The 14,080-nt window shown below is 57.2% G+C and carries 16 protein-coding genes; 11 read left to right on the top strand and 5 right to left on the bottom strand.

What is annotated here, in order from left to right; all coding sequences use genetic code 11:
* Positions 1-7 precede the first annotated feature (7 nt).
* From ispD to ACNQ0W_RS11530, 5 genes are read left to right on the top strand one after another with little or no spacing between them, the layout of a single operon-like run.
* Positions 8-718 (top strand): 2-C-methyl-D-erythritol 4-phosphate cytidylyltransferase, encoded by a 711-nt coding sequence (ispD, locus tag ACNQ0W_RS11550; protein ID WP_062933526.1) that lies wholly within the window; start codon positions 8-10, stop codon positions 716-718.
* Positions 718-1,197 (top strand): 2-C-methyl-D-erythritol 2,4-cyclodiphosphate synthase, encoded by a 480-nt coding sequence (gene ispF, locus ACNQ0W_RS11545; protein WP_003862097.1) that lies wholly within the window; start codon positions 718-720, stop codon positions 1,195-1,197. The genes ispD and ispF overlap by 1 nt, the downstream gene beginning before the upstream one ends.
* Positions 1,194-2,243 carry a tRNA pseudouridine(13) synthase TruD gene (truD, locus tag ACNQ0W_RS11540; RefSeq protein ID WP_047050175.1) on the top strand — a complete coding sequence of 350 codons (1,050 nt, stop codon included), beginning with the start codon at positions 1,194-1,196 and terminating at the stop codon, positions 2,241-2,243. Before ispF ends, truD begins: the two co-directional genes overlap by 4 nt.
* A complete protein-coding gene (surE, locus tag ACNQ0W_RS11535) occupies positions 2,224-2,985 on the top strand; it encodes a 5'/3'-nucleotidase SurE (protein ID WP_017382816.1) in 762 nt (253 codons plus the stop codon). Before truD ends, surE begins: the two co-directional genes overlap by 20 nt.
* Positions 2,979-3,605: a protein-L-isoaspartate(D-aspartate) O-methyltransferase gene (locus tag ACNQ0W_RS11530; protein ID WP_015571709.1), complete on the top strand. Its 627-nt coding sequence runs from the start codon at positions 2,979-2,981 to the stop codon at positions 3,603-3,605. Before surE ends, ACNQ0W_RS11530 begins: the two co-directional genes overlap by 7 nt.
* A gap of 94 nt (positions 3,606-3,699) precedes the next feature.
* On the opposite strand, the gene ACNQ0W_RS11525 is transcribed toward ACNQ0W_RS11530, so the two are convergent.
* The gene (locus ACNQ0W_RS11525; protein ID WP_223230135.1) at positions 3,700-3,840 is read right to left on the bottom strand and encodes a peptidase; all 141 of its coding nucleotides are present in this window, start codon (positions 3,838-3,840) and stop codon (positions 3,700-3,702) included.
* Here ACNQ0W_RS11525 and nlpD point away from each other — a divergent pair.
* A complete protein-coding gene (gene nlpD / locus ACNQ0W_RS11520) occupies positions 3,773-4,846 on the top strand; it encodes a murein hydrolase activator NlpD (RefSeq protein WP_223259309.1) in 1,074 nt (357 codons plus the stop codon). The two genes, ACNQ0W_RS11525 and nlpD, sit on opposite strands and share 68 nt — an antisense overlap.
* A 59-nt stretch (positions 4,847-4,905) precedes the next feature.
* Positions 4,906-5,898, top strand: coding sequence for an RNA polymerase sigma factor RpoS (rpoS, locus tag ACNQ0W_RS11515; protein WP_013098493.1), 993 nt, complete (start codon positions 4,906-4,908; stop codon positions 5,896-5,898).
* 50 nt (positions 5,899-5,948) lie between these two features.
* Here the strand turns inward: rpoS and ACNQ0W_RS11510 are convergent, their stop codons facing one another.
* Together ACNQ0W_RS11510 and ACNQ0W_RS11505 are read right to left on the bottom strand one after the other, a co-directional pair.
* Complete coding sequence (locus ACNQ0W_RS11510; protein WP_047050172.1) at positions 5,949-6,326, bottom strand: DUF4440 domain-containing protein; 378 nt, start codon at positions 6,324-6,326, stop codon at positions 5,949-5,951.
* Positions 6,323-7,525, bottom strand: coding sequence for an MFS transporter (locus ACNQ0W_RS11505; RefSeq protein ID WP_062933527.1), 1,203 nt, complete (start codon positions 7,523-7,525; stop codon positions 6,323-6,325). Before ACNQ0W_RS11505 ends, ACNQ0W_RS11510 begins: the two co-directional genes overlap by 4 nt.
* A gap of 109 nt (positions 7,526-7,634) precedes the next feature.
* Between ACNQ0W_RS11505 and ACNQ0W_RS11500 the strand changes: the two genes are divergently transcribed.
* Positions 7,635-8,522 carry a LysR family transcriptional regulator gene (locus tag ACNQ0W_RS11500; RefSeq protein WP_003862107.1) on the top strand — a complete coding sequence of 296 codons (888 nt, stop codon included), beginning with the start codon at positions 7,635-7,637 and terminating at the stop codon, positions 8,520-8,522.
* Here ACNQ0W_RS11500 and ACNQ0W_RS11495 read toward each other — a convergent pair.
* Positions 8,519-8,926 (bottom strand): MarR family winged helix-turn-helix transcriptional regulator, encoded by a 408-nt coding sequence (locus tag ACNQ0W_RS11495; protein WP_022651767.1) that lies wholly within the window; start codon positions 8,924-8,926, stop codon positions 8,519-8,521. The genes ACNQ0W_RS11500 and ACNQ0W_RS11495 overlap by 4 nt on opposite strands.
* A gap of 173 nt (positions 8,927-9,099) precedes the next feature.
* Here ACNQ0W_RS11495 and ACNQ0W_RS11490 point away from each other — a divergent pair, with 173 nt between their 5' ends.
* Genes ACNQ0W_RS11490 through ACNQ0W_RS11480 form a run of 3 tightly spaced genes read left to right on the top strand, consistent with a single transcriptional unit; the run spans position 9,100 to position 11,351 of the window.
* Positions 9,100-9,702, top strand: coding sequence for a non-oxidative hydroxyarylic acid decarboxylases subunit B (locus ACNQ0W_RS11490; protein ID WP_003862111.1), 603 nt, complete (start codon positions 9,100-9,102; stop codon positions 9,700-9,702).
* Complete coding sequence (locus ACNQ0W_RS11485; protein WP_047050169.1) at positions 9,692-11,119, top strand: non-oxidative hydroxyarylic acid decarboxylases subunit C; 1,428 nt, start codon at positions 9,692-9,694, stop codon at positions 11,117-11,119. Before ACNQ0W_RS11490 ends, ACNQ0W_RS11485 begins: the two co-directional genes overlap by 11 nt.
* A gap of 10 nt (positions 11,120-11,129) precedes the next feature.
* Positions 11,130-11,351, top strand: coding sequence for a non-oxidative hydroxyarylic acid decarboxylases subunit D (locus ACNQ0W_RS11480; protein WP_003862116.1), 222 nt, complete (start codon positions 11,130-11,132; stop codon positions 11,349-11,351).
* Positions 11,352-11,491: 140 nt separating this feature from the next.
* Here the strand turns inward: ACNQ0W_RS11480 and mutS are convergent, their stop codons facing one another.
* Complete coding sequence (gene mutS / locus ACNQ0W_RS11475; protein WP_048982056.1) at positions 11,492-14,053, bottom strand: DNA mismatch repair protein MutS; 2,562 nt, start codon at positions 14,051-14,053, stop codon at positions 11,492-11,494.
* Positions 14,054-14,080 lie beyond the last annotated feature (27 nt).

Below are 14,080 nucleotides of genomic sequence, written 5' to 3'. Positions count from 1 at the left end.
TTACGACATGGCAGCAACTTTTTCGGACGTCTGTGCCGTGGTGCCGGCCGCAGGTTTTGGCCGGCGCATGCAGACAGAATGTCCTAAGCAGTACCTCTCAATTGGCGATAAAACGATCCTCGAGCACGCCGTGGCAGCGCTGCTGGCGCATGCCCGGGTGAAACGCGTGGTTATTGCCATCAGCCCCGGCGATGCGCGTTTTGCGCAGCTCCCGCTGGCAAATCATCCTCAGATTACCGTTGTTGACGGCGGCGCCGAGCGGGCCGATTCTGTTCTGGCGGGCATTCAGGCTGCCGGGAACGCGCAGTGGGTGCTGGTGCACGATGCCGCGCGTCCCTGTCTGCATCACGACGATCTGTCACGTCTGCTGGCCCTGAGTGAAAGCAGTAACGTGGGCGGCATTCTGGCCGCCCCGGTGCGTGACACCATGAAGCGTGCCGAACCGGGTAAACCGGCGATTGCCCACACCGTCGAGCGCGTCGATCTCTGGCACGCGCTGACGCCACAATTTTTTCCCCGCGAATTACTCCACGACTGCTTAACGCGTGCGCTTAAAGAAGGAGCGACCATTACGGACGAAGCCTCGGCGCTGGAGTATTGCGGTTTTCACCCAACGCTTGTTGAAGGGCGCGCTGATAATATAAAAGTGACGCGCCCGGAAGACTTACAGCTCGCGGAATTTTATCTTACCCGTACGACCCCTCAGGAGAAGGCATAATGCGTATTGGACACGGTTTTGATGTACACGCCTTTGGCGGCGTTGGCCCAATTATCATTGGCGGCGTGCGCATTCCTTACGAAAAAGGTCTGCTGGCGCATTCTGATGGCGACGTGGCGCTGCATGCGCTGACCGACGCGCTGCTGGGTGCCGCCGCGCTGGGCGACATTGGCAAACTGTTCCCGGACACCGATCCTGCTTTTAAAGGCGCAGACAGCCGCGAACTGCTGCGCGAAGCCTGGCGTCGTATTCAGGCCAAAGGCTACACCCTCGGCAACGTTGATGTGACGATCATTGCTCAGGCACCGAAGATGCTGCCGCACATCCCTCAGATGCGCGTGTTTATCGCTGAAGATCTGGGCTGCCATATGGACGACGTCAACGTCAAAGCGACCACCACGGAGAAGCTGGGCTTTACCGGTCGTGGCGAAGGCATTGCCTGTGAAGCCGTGGCGCTGCTGGTGAAGGCGGCCAAATGACGGATTTCGACAACCTGACGTATCTGCACGGTAAACCGCAGGGCAAGGGGCTGCTGAAAGCCAACCCTGAAGATTTCGTGGTAGTGGAAGATCTGGGTTTTGAGCCGGACGGCGAAGGCGAGCACATCCTGGTGCGCATTCTGAAAAACGGCTGCAACACCCGCTTCGTGGCGGACGCGCTGGCAAAATTCCTCAAAATCCACGCCCGCGAAGTGAGCTTTGCCGGTCAAAAAGATAAACATGCCGTGACCGAACAGTGGCTTTGCGCCCGCGTGCCCGGCAATGCCATGCCCGATTTAAGCAAATTTGAGCTTGAGGGCTGTAAGGTACTGGAGTACGCCCGCCATAAACGCAAATTGCGTCCGGGAGCGTTGAAAGGCAACGATTTCACGCTGGTGCTGCGTGAAGTGACCGACCGCGATGACGTCGAAAAACGCCTGAAGGCCATTAACGAACGCGGCGTGCCAAACTATTTTGGCGCACAGCGCTTTGGCATTGGTGGCAGCAACCTTATGGGCGCGCTGCGCTGGGCGCAAAGCAGTGCGCCCGTACGCGACAGGAATAAACGCAGTTTTTGGTTGTCGGCGGCCCGCAGTGCGTTGTTTAATCAGATTGTGAGCGAACGGCTGAAAAAACCGGACGCGAATCAAGTTGTTGTCGGCGATGCGCTACAATTAGCGGGACGCGGAAGCTGGTTTGTGGCAACGGCCGATGAGATGGCCGATGCCCAGTCGCGCGTGGACGCTAAAGCGCTGATGATTACCGCCGCCTTGCCGGGCTCAGGCGACTGGGGAACCCAGGGCGAGGCGCTGGCCGCTGAGCAGTCAGCGGTGGCGGATGCGCCAGAATTACAATCATTGCTGGTGCGGGAAAAGGTCGAGGCGGCGCGCCGTGCGATGCTCCTCTACCCGCAACAGCTGAGCTGGAACTGGTGGGATGACGTAACCGTCGAGTTACGCTTCTGGCTGCCGGCAGGTAGCTTTGCCACCAGTGTTGTCAGGGAACTTATCAACACGTCGGGTGATTATGCGAATATTGCTGAGTAACGATGACGGGATCCATGCGCCAGGTATTCAGACGCTGGCGAAACACCTCCGCGAATTTGCGGATGTGCAGGTCGTGGCTCCCGATCGTAACCGCAGTGGCGCGTCTAACTCATTGACGCTGGAGTCTTCACTTCGCACCTTTACCTTTGAGAATGGCGATATTGCCGTCCAGATGGGGACGCCGACCGACTGCGTTTTTCTGGGCGTAAATGCGCTGATGCGCCCGCGGCCGGATGTTGTGGTCTCCGGCATCAATGCCGGGCCAAATCTTGGCGATGATGTGATTTACTCCGGCACCGTGGCCGCGGCGATGGAAGGGCGTCACCTGGGTTTCCCGGCGCTGGCGGTCTCGCTAAACGGCCACACCCACTATGACACTGCCGCTGCGGTGACCTGCTCCATTCTCCGTGCGCTTGGCCGCGAGCCGCTGCGTACCGGACGTATCCTCAATATTAACGTGCCGGATCTCCCGCTGGACGAGATCAAAGGGATCCGCGTGACGCGCTGCGGCAGTCGCCATCCGGCCGATCAGGTTATTCCCCAGCAGGATCCGCGCGGCAATACCCTGTACTGGATCGGCCCGCCGGGAGATAAATGCGATGCCGGGCCAGACACCGACTTCGCTGCGGTGGATGAGGGTTACGTTTCCGTTACGCCGTTGCACGTAGATTTAACCGCTTATAGCGCGCATGATGTGGTGTCGGACTGGTTAGATCGGGTCGGAGTGAACGCGCAATGGTAAGTAAACGTGTACAAACTCTTCTGGAACAATTACGCGCACAGGGGATCGCCAACGAGCAGGTGCTGGATGCGCTTGCCCAGGTTCCCCGTGAGAAGTTTGTAGATGAGGCGTTTGAACACAAAGCGTGGGAAAACGTGGCGTTGCCCATCGGGCAAGGCCAGACGATTTCGCAGCCTTACATGGTGGCGCGTATGACGGAGCTTCTGGAGTTAACGCCAGACTCCCGGGTGCTGGAAATTGGCACCGGTTCAGGGTATCAGACCGCGATCCTGGCCCACCTCGTGCACCATGTCTGTTCCGTGGAACGGATTAAAGGCTTGCAGTGGCAGGCGCGCCGTCGCCTGAAACAGCTTGATTTACATAATGTATCGACACGCCACGGCGATGGATGGCAGGGTTGGCAGGCTCGCGCCCCGTTTGACGCCATCATTGTTACGGCAGCGCCACCTGAAATCCCCGCTGCACTTCTCTCGCAGCTGGACGAGGGCGGCATTCTGGTTTTGCCCGTAGGCGATGAGCAGCAGCTTTTAAAGCGCGTTCGTCGACGCGGCGGCGAGTTTATTATCGATACCGTGGAAGCCGTGCGTTTTGTGCCCCTGGTTAAGGGCGAGCTGGCCTGAGACTCGGATTTTTCCAGGGTTATTAAGGCAAATTCAGCGTATGGTGTGGCGCGATAGGTTCGTGCCATCACGGTTATTTTTAAGTCACTGGTAGTTAACACATTCCTGGGGGATAAATGAGCGCGGGAAGCCCAAAATTCACCATCAGCCGTGTTGCGGCATTATCACTGGTTTCGCTCTGGCTGGCAGGCTGTACAAGTTCTGACAATGCACCTGCGCCCGTCAGTTCCGTCAATGGAACCAGCGGCTCGGGTAACACGTCCAGCGGAATGTTGATTACCCCTCCGCCTAAAATGGGCACGTCCACGGCGCAGCAAACTCCGCAGATCCAGCCGGTCCAGCGTCCAGTTACGCAGCCTTCGCAGATTCAGCCAGTGGATCAGCCTGTTCAGACCGAAAATGGCCGCATAGTGTATAACCGCAAGTATGGGAACATTCCGAAAGGTAGCTATACCGGCGGCAGCACCTATACCGTGAAGCGCGGCGATACGCTGTTCTATATTGCCTGGATCACCGGGAACGATTTCCGCGATCTGGCACAGCGAAACAACGTCCAGGCCCCGTACGCTCTGGAAGTTGGGCAAACGCTTCAGGTTGGCAACGCGACGGGGACACCGCTTACGCCAGGCAATACCGTTTCAGCGGCCGACGTAACTGCGCAAAATAACAGCGTTACCCCTGCACAAAAAACCACCACGGTGGTTGCTTCACAACCTGTAATTACGTATTCTGAGGATTCAGGTGATCAGAGTGCTAACAAAATGTTGCCGAATAATAAAGGTACTGCGACTGTTGTCACAGCACCGACTACGGCACCTGTGGTTAGCTCTACTGTACCGACTGCAAGCAGTCAGAATGCCAGCTCGTCAATCACCACCTGGCGCTGGCCAACTGACGGCAAGATTATCGAGAACTTCGCTACCTCTGAGGGGGGCAACAAAGGGATCGATATCGCAGGCAGTAAAGGACAGGCAATCATCGCGACCGCAGACGGGCGCGTTGTCTATGCCGGTAACGCACTGCGCGGTTACGGTAATCTTATTATCATCAAACATAATGATGATTACCTGAGTGCCTACGCCCATAACGACACTATGCTGGTCCGGGAACAACAAGAAGTTAAGGCGGGGCAAAAAATCGCTACCATGGGTAGCACCGGAACCAGTTCTACACGCTTGCATTTTGAAATTCGTTACAAGGGGAAATCCGTAAACCCGCTGCAATATTTACCGCAGCGATAAATTGACGGGGCATGCCAGCCAGGGTGTCTCGTCCAGGGATCACGGGTAGGAGCCACCTTATGAGTCAGAATACGCTGAAAGTTCATGATTTAAATGAAGACGCGGAATTTGATGAGAACGGAGCAGAGGCTTTTGACGAAAAAGCCTTAGTAGAAGAGGAACCCAGTGATAACGATTTGGCTGAAGAAGAGCTGTTATCGCAGGGTGCCACACAGCGTGTGCTGGACGCGACTCAGCTTTACCTTGGGGAGATTGGTTACTCCCCACTGCTAACGGCCGAAGAAGAAGTCTATTTCGCACGTCGTGCTTTGCGTGGTGATGTTGCCTCGCGTCGTCGCATGATCGAAAGTAACCTGCGACTGGTCGTGAAAATTGCCCGCCGTTACGGCAATCGTGGTCTGGCTCTGCTGGATCTGATTGAAGAGGGCAACTTAGGTCTCATCCGCGCAGTTGAGAAGTTTGACCCGGAACGCGGGTTCCGTTTCTCAACCTACGCGACCTGGTGGATTCGTCAGACCATCGAACGGGCTATTATGAACCAGACCCGTACGATTCGACTGCCGATCCACATCGTCAAAGAGTTGAATGTTTATCTGCGTACCGCGCGCGAGTTGTCCCATAAACTGGACCACGAGCCAAGTGCGGAAGAGATTGCAGAGCAACTCGACAAACCGGTTGATGACGTAAGCCGTATGCTGCGTCTCAACGAGCGCATTACCTCGGTTGACACCCCGCTGGGTGGCGACTCCGAAAAAGCGCTGCTGGACATCCTGGCCGATGAAAAAGACAACGGCCCGGAAGACACCACGCAGGACGATGACATGAAACAGAGCATCGTCAAATGGCTGTTCGAACTGAACGCCAAACAGCGTGAAGTGCTGGCACGTCGTTTCGGTTTACTGGGGTATGAAGCTGCGACACTGGAAGACGTCGGCCGTGAGATTGGCCTGACCCGTGAACGTGTTCGTCAGATTCAGGTTGAAGGCCTACGCCGCCTGCGTGAAATCCTGCAAGGGCAAGGTCTGAATATCGAAGCGCTGTTCCGCGAGTAAGCAACCATTCGTCAGAAAAGGCCCGTCGTGAGACGGGCCTTTTTTATGCCTTACGGCTGCGCCGTTTCGTGCAGCAAACGCCAGGTGATGTTATCCCCTTCCTGATTAAGCACCGCGGTTGACCAGCGCACGTTGACGAGCTGGCCTGGCCGGGTTTGCGTCTCCCGGTAATGGAGCACCGCGCCGTTGTCCCATGCCTGAAGCGTTGTTAACGCATCAATGTCGATCCTGAGCCCGGGGCGGGTTCCCCGCTGCGCATATAAAAATTGGGCAAGCGCGTGATGATCTAAAGGGTTGCCACTCGGGGGAACCATCAGAAAATCCGGACGGAAACGGGCAAGCAGGGCGTCCCGATCGCCTTCGCCTGCCCCTAACCAGTTTTCAAGGGCGACGTGAATGTCGAGGATCTCTTGTTCGAAATGGGTCATGGTTGCTCCTGTTGCAGTTGCGCAAGTAACTGCGTGTTGTTAAGACGGTAGACGTACAGTACGGGCAGCAGAGTGATGACTGCGGCAAAAACAAACATCCCGTGCCAGGCGGCCAGCGGTGCGAGATAATCCTGCATGAAGCTCAGCGCCTGCGCCAGCAGCAGAGCGCCCGCAAAAAAGCTCAACTGACGATTCAGATTCCATAGCGCGCTGGCATCGGGCATATCTTCCGGTCGCATCGTCAAAAACGCGCTGCTCTGAGCCGTACTGCTGCAAAGGCTTCCCCCCGCGCCCATCAACGCAAACGCAACGGCAGGTAGCAGCATTGCCGGGCCGACGTTAACTAAAAGCAGAATGCCCGTCGCCTGCAAAAGGCAACCGATGACCACCAGCGGCCGGGGGCCGATACGGTTGAAATAGCGTCCTGTCGCGGTGATAGCCAAAAACGAAGCCACAGACCACGGCAGCATAAGCATGCCCGTTGCTGCGGGCGTCATATTGGCCTCGCTCTGGAGGTAATACATGCCCGTTACGTTCACGCCAATAAAGATGCCGGGTACGCATACATAGATAAGCATGGATAAGCGCAACAGCGGATCCGTCAGCAAAGACAGGTTTACTGCCCTGGTGGTATTTATTGGCGACGGTTCTGTTTTAAGCCACGCGCAGGCCAAAGCAAAGGTGACAATGGCGACGGGGAGGGTGGCAAAAAATATCCAGCGCCAGCTGAATGTCTGAACCAGCATGCCGCCCACAGCCGGTGAGCAGGCGGGGGCAAGCAGCGCGACCAGCATCACCGCCGAGGAGAGTCTGGCCCGCTCATGAGGCTTAAACTGTTGCCAGGTCAGCGCCTGACCAACCGGGATCAGTAAACCGCCTCCGGCGCCCTGTACGACTCGCCAGGCAATCAGACTTTCCAGCGAAGAGGAGAGACCCGCCGCAACGGAGGCCGCGCTAAAGAGAAGCAGTGAGAGCAGGATAACGCGTTTCGGCCCGACGCGGCGCGTCAGGATACTGCTGAAAGGGATGACTAACGTCAGTCCGGCAATGTATCCGTTACTTACCCAGGCAAGCGCGGAAGGTGTGGTATTGAAAGCGCGAGCCATCGCCGGAAAGGCGACGCTGGCAATAAACATGTTTATCAAATCAAGGAAAAAGCCGAGCAGAAAGACGACGGCGATTTTGCTGCGATACGTCATGGAAGTTCCTCCGGTGAGGTGGCGTATCGTATCGGCCCGCGCGTTACGGATAAACGCGACAAAGCACGATATACTGTCAACATTATTTTGACAGTTAACCAGGCAAGCGATGCTTAATTTACAGCGTACGGCGATGTTTATCGCCGTAGCGGACACCGGCAGTTTCACCGCGGCGGCGGAGGCGATGGGGCTGACAAAAGCGGTGGTCAGCTTTCATATTCGTCAGCTTGAAGAGGAGCTGGGCGTCACCCTGTTGCTCCGAACCACCCGACGCCTGACGCTGACCGAGGCGGGGAAGCTCTTTCATCAACGAAGCGTGATGCTGTTACGGGATGCAGAGCGATTGCAGGATGATGTTCGCGCCAACCACGCCGGGCTGACGGGAGAGCTGCGGATCACCACCACGCCCGAATATGGCTCGCAGGTGGTGGTGCCTTTGCTGGCAGAATTTAGCCAGTTGCACCCGGACCTCCGCGTGCGGCATGTCTCGTCCTCTTTGCATGCCGATCTTATCGCCGAGCGCTTCGATGTCGCTATCCGGCTCGGCACGCTTGCAGATTCGCGCTACCACGCCGCGTTGATGACCTCCTTCACCATCCTGCCCGTGGCAACGCCAGGCTGGCTGGCAAACCATCCGGTTGACTCGCTGGAGCAGCTGGCGGAAGCGGACTGGATCATTCATGAGCGTTTAACGTCGCCGCTGCGCTGGCAGGTGAGAGGTGTTGACGGGCATCCGGTTTCCTTTGAGATCAAGAAAGCGCCGCGCCTGTATGCAGACAGCGCCCAGGCGCTGATGGCTTTTGCCCTCGCGGGATGTGGAGTGGCGCTGCTGCCGGAGTGGCTGGTGCGAAACGCACTGGATGCAGGGGAACTGGTCTCGCTGTTACCGGCGTACACGTTCGCTCAGCAGGGCATCTATGCCGTTTATCCTGATGCCCGGCATGTGCCCGCGAAAGTGCGAACATTTATTGATTTTATGCGCGTCAGGGTTACTTAACCCTGCATCATCTTTTTAATGAGCGCTGAAAATTGCTCTCGTTCCGCGCCGTTAAGGCGCCCTAAAAACGCCTCATCCACCTCATTTCCAATCGGTTTACTGCTCTCAAGCAGGGCCTCACCTTCGGCCGTCAGAAAGACAAACCGACGGCGCTTGTCCGCCGGATCGTGCTCGCGCCTGACCAGGCCGCGTGCTTCCATGCGGCTCAGCATTTCTGCCAGCGTCGCTTTGGTGCTCACCGCGACTTCAGTCAGGGCAACCTGCTCAATGCCAGGATTTTCAGCAATTGACCGCATCACCGCATATTGTGGCTTGGTCAGTTCGGGCAATGCGTGCTGCCACTGGGCGGTATGCTGTTGAAAAAGCTGACGTAGCAGGTGAAAAGCTTCTTGTCTTAACTCCATGGACACTCCGACGGAAAAATACTCCCTCTATGATAGCCGCTCTCGGGCTGAATTTTAACGCGAGAGTTTTTTAGCGATTAGTGTGATCGTATGCGAACGATCTTGTCAGCAGCAGGATCAAGGCGTAGTTTAATTAATATGTTCGTATGCGAACAAAATTATTGAGGTGCTGAATGAGATTAATTGTGGGAATGACGGGCGCGACGGGTGCGCCATTAGGCGTGGCGTTGTTGCAGGCGCTGCGGGAAATGCCGGAGGTGGAAACGCATCTGGTGATGTCGAAGTGGGCAAAAACCACGATTGAGCTGGAAACGCCCTTCACTGCGCATGACGTTGCTGCACTGGCGGATGTCGTCCATAGCCCGGCCGATCAGGCTGCCACCATCTCCTCCGGCTCGTTTCGCACCGACGGCATGATCGTCATCCCGTGCAGCATGAAAACGCTGGCGGGTATCCGCGCGGGCTACGCCGAAGGGCTGGTAGGGCGTGCGGCAGACGTGGTGCTGAAAGAGGGACGCAAGCTGGTGCTGGTTCCCCGTGAGACGCCGCTCAGCACCATCCATCTCGAGAACATGCTTGCCCTTTCCCGCATGGGCGTGGCGATGGTGCCGCCTATGCCTGCGTACTACAACCACCCGCAAACCGCCGATGACATTACCCAGCATATCGTGACCCGCGTTCTCGACCAGTTCGGTCTGGAGCATAAAAAAGCCCGACGCTGGGAAGGTTTGCAGGCAGCGAAACATTTTTCACAGGAGAATAAAGATGGCATTTGATGATTTGAGAAGCTTCTTGCAGGCGCTCGATGAGCAAGGGCAGCTGCTGAAAATTGAGGAAGAGGTAAACGCTGAGCCGGATTTAGCGGCGGCCGCCAACGCTACCGGGCGCATTGGCGATGGCGCGCCTGCGCTGTGGTTCGATAATATTCGCGGCTTCACTGATGCCCGTGTGGTGATGAACACTATCGGCTCGTGGCAAAACCACGCCATCTCGATGGGGCTGCCGGCGAATACCCCGGTGAAAAAACAGATCGACGAGTTTATTCGTCGCTGGGACAAATTCCCCGTCGCGCCAGAGCGTCGTGCAAACCCGGCCTGGGCGCAGAACACGGTGGACGGGGAAGACATCAACCTGTTCGACATTCTGCCGCTGTTCCGCCTGAACGACGGTGACGGAGGCTTTTATCTCGATAAGGCGTGCGTTGTCTCCCGCGATCCGCTCGACCCCGATCACTTCGGCAAGCAGAACGTCGGGATCTACCGTATGGAAGTGAAGGGCAAGCGTAAGCTCGGCCTGCAACCGGTGCCGATGCACGATATTGCCCTGCATCTGCATAAGGCAGAAGAGCGCGGCGAAGACCTGCCTGTTGCCATTACGCTGGGTAACGATCCGATCATCACCCTGATGGGCGCCACGCCGCTGAAATACGATCAATCCGAGTATGAGATGGCCGGTGCGCTACGTGAAAGCCCGTATCCGATTGCGACGGCTCCGCTGACCGGTTTCGATGTGCCGTGGGGGTCGGAAGTGATCCTCGAAGGGGTGATTGAAGGCCGGAAACGTGAAATTGAAGGGCCGTTCGGCGAGTTTACCGGACACTACTCCGGCGGACGCAACATGACGGTTGTGCGTATCGACAAAGTTTCTTACCGCACTAAACCGATTTTCGAATCTCTCTACCTGGGGATGCCATGGACCGAGATTGATTATCTGATGGGGCCCGCCACCTGCGTACCGCTCTATCAACAACTGAAGGCGGAATTCCCGGAAGTGCAGGCGGTAAACGCCATGTACACCCACGGTCTGCTGGCCATTATCTCCACTAAAAAGCGTTACGGCGGTTTTGCCCGTGCGGTCGGGCTCCGCGCCATGACCACGCCACACGGTCTGGGTTACGTGAAGATGGTGATTATGGTGGATGAAGATGTCGATCCGTTTAACCTGCCGCAGGTGATGTGGGCGCTGTCATCGAAGGTCAATCCGGCAGGCGATCTGGTGCAGCTACCGAATATGTCTGTGCTCGAGCTTGACCCCGGCTCCAGCCCGGCGGGGATCACTGACAAGCTGATCATTGATGCCACCACCCCTGTTGCCCCGGACAACCGTGGTCACTACAGCCAGCCGGTACAGGATCTCCCTGAAACCAAAGCCTGGGCCGAAAAACTGACCGCGATGCTGGCGGCACGTCAATAAGGAGGAAAAAATGATTTGTCCACGTTGTGCCGATGAACATATTGAAGTGATGGCAACATCACCGGTGAAAGGTGTCTGGACGGTATATCAGTGTCAGCACTGTCTGTATACCTGGCGCGATACCGAACCGCTGCGCCGTACCAGCCGCGAGCATTACCCGGAAGCGTTCCGCATGACGCAGAAGGATATTGATGAGGCGCCGCAGGTGCCGACGATCCCGCCGCTGCTGTAAAAAAAGCCCGGTGGCGGCTGCGCTTGCCGGGCGATAAAATTGTGCGGTCTTTTGCCCGGTGGCGCTACGCTTACCGGGCCTACGGGTTTTGTAGGCCGGGTAAGGCGAAGCCGCCACCCGGCAAAAAAGACCGCAGAGAACTAAACCAGACTCTTCAACCGATAAATCCACTCCAGCGCCTGTCGCGGCGTCAGCGAGTCCGGATCGAGATTTTCCAGCGCTTCCACGGCCGGAGAGGTCTCTTCCGGAACCGCCAGCAGTGACATCTGCGTACCATCTATCTGCGTCGCCGCCGCATTCGGTGACAAACTTTCCAGCTCACGCAGTTTTTGACGCGCGCGCTTGATCACCTCTTTTGGCACGCCCGCCAGCGCGGCGACGGCCAGGCCATAACTCTTGCTTGCCGCGCCGTCCTGCACCGTGTGCATAAAGGCGATGGTGTCGCCGTGCTCAAGCGCATCAAGGTGGACGTTAGCCACGCCTTCCATTTTCTCTGGCAGTTGCGTCAGTTCGAAATAGTGAGTTGCGAACAGCGTCAGCGCCTTGATTTTATTTGCCAGACTTTCCGCGCACGCCCAGGCCAGGGACAGGCCGTCATAGGTGGATGTACCGCGTCCTACTTCGTCCATCAACACCAGACTGTTCTCTGTCGCGTTATGCAGAATGTTGGCGGTTTCGGTCATCTCGACCATAAAGGTAGAGCGACCGCTCGCCAGATCGTCCGCCGCACCCACACGGGTGAAGATACGGTCAATAGGGCCAATCTCAACCTTCTGCGCCGGAACGTAGCTGCCGATGTAGGCGAGCAGCGCGATAAGGGCTGTCTGGCGCATATAGGTACTTTTACCGCCCATGTTGGGACCGGTAATGATCAGCATTCTTCGCTGCGGTGACAGGTTCAACGGGTTGGCAATAAATGGCTCGTTCAGCACCTGCTCAACCACCGGGTGGCGGCCTTCGGTAATGCGAATGCCGGGTTTGTCAGTAAAGGTCGGACAGGTGTAATTCAGCGTATCGGCGCGCTCGGCCAGGTTTACCAGGACATCCAGCTCGGCCAGGGCAGCGGCGCTCAGTTGCAGGTCAGCCAGGTGCGGCAACAGGATGTCGAACAGCTCGTCATACAGCTGTTTCTCCAGCGCCAGCGCTTTACCTTTCGACGTGAGCACTTTGTCTTCGTACTCTTTCAGCTCGGGAATAATGTAGCGCTCGGCATTTTTCAGCGTCTGGCGGCGAACGTAGTGAATCGGGGCCAGGTGGCTCTGCCCACGGCTGATCTGGATATAGTAACCGTGTACCGCGTTGTAGCCGACTTTCAGGGTGTCGAGCCCCAGACGTTCACGCTCGCGGATTTCCAGCTTATCCAGATAATCCGTCGCACCATCGGCCAGCGCACGCCATTCATCCAGCTCTTCGTTATAACCCGGAGCAATAACCCCGCCATCCCGCACCAGAACAGGCGGCGCATCAATGATGGCGCGTTCCAGCAGTTCGCGAAGCTCGGTAAATTCGCCCATGGTTTCGCGCAGCTTTTGCACTGGCGCGCTGTCGATCTCTCCCAGCTGGGCGCGCAGTTCCGGCAACTGCTGGAACGCGTGACGCATACGGGCGAGATCGCGTGGACGCGCGGTGCGCAAGGCCAGGCGCGCCAGGATACGCTCAAGATCCCCCACCTGACGCAGCACCGGCTGCAATTCGGTGTAACGATCCTGCAATGCGGCAATGGTTTGCTGGCGGCCGATCAGCGTGTCGGTATTGCGGATCGGCATATGCAGCCAGCGTTTGAGCATACGGCTGCCCATGGGGGTAACCGTGCTGTCGAGAACCGACGCCAGCGTATTTTCCATGCCGCCAGCGAGATTCTGAGTGATCTCCAGGTTGCGGCGGGTGGCGGCATCCATGATGATGCTGTCTTGCTGACGCTCCATGGTAATGGAACGGATATGGGGCAGGGCGGTACGCTGCGTATCCTTAACGTACTGCAACAGGCAGCCTGCGGCACACAGCCCGCGCGGGGCGTTTTCTACGCCAAAGCCAATCAAATCGCGCGTGCCAAATTGCAGGTTCAGCTGCTGGCGCGCGGTATCAATTTCAAACTCCCACAGTGGGCGACGACGCAGGCCGCGGCGACCTTCAATCAGCGCCATCTCGGCGAAATCCTCTGCATAAAGCAGTTCTGCCGGATTGGTGCGCTGTAGTTCAGCCGCCATGGTTTCACGGTCAGCCGGTTCACTCAGCCGAAAACGACCGGAGCTGATATCAAGCGTGGCGTAGCCAAACCCTTTACCGTCCTGCCAGATCGCCGCCAGCAGGTTATCCTGGCGCTCCTGAAGCAGGGCCTCATCGCTGATGGTTCCCGGCGTGACGATGCGCACGACCTTGCGCTCAACGGGGCCTTTCGACGTGGCCGGGTCGCCAATTTGTTCGCAGATAGCGACAGACTCGCCCTGGTTCACCAGCTTCGCCAGATAGTTTTCAACCGCGTGATGCGGGATACCAGCCATCGGGATGGGCTCGCCTGCCGACGCGCCACGTTTCGTCAGGGAAATGTCGAGCAGCTGAGACGCACGTTTCGCATCGTCATAAAAAAGCTCGTAAAAATCGCCCATACGGTAAAACAGCAGAATTTCCGGATGCTGGGCCTTCAGCTTCAGGTACTGCTGCATCATTGGCGTATGCGCGTCGAAATTGTCGATTGTGCTCATGGAGTTATGATATCCATTTCTTTGAAA

The sequence above is a fragment of the Enterobacter cloacae complex sp. 6730903 genome, assembly GCF_048283985.1.
In the GTDB taxonomy this organism is placed as follows: domain Bacteria; phylum Pseudomonadota; class Gammaproteobacteria; order Enterobacterales; family Enterobacteriaceae; genus Enterobacter; species Enterobacter hormaechei_C.
The sequence above is the reverse complement of the archived record's forward strand: the minus strand, read 5'-3'. Positions and strand labels throughout refer to the sequence as shown.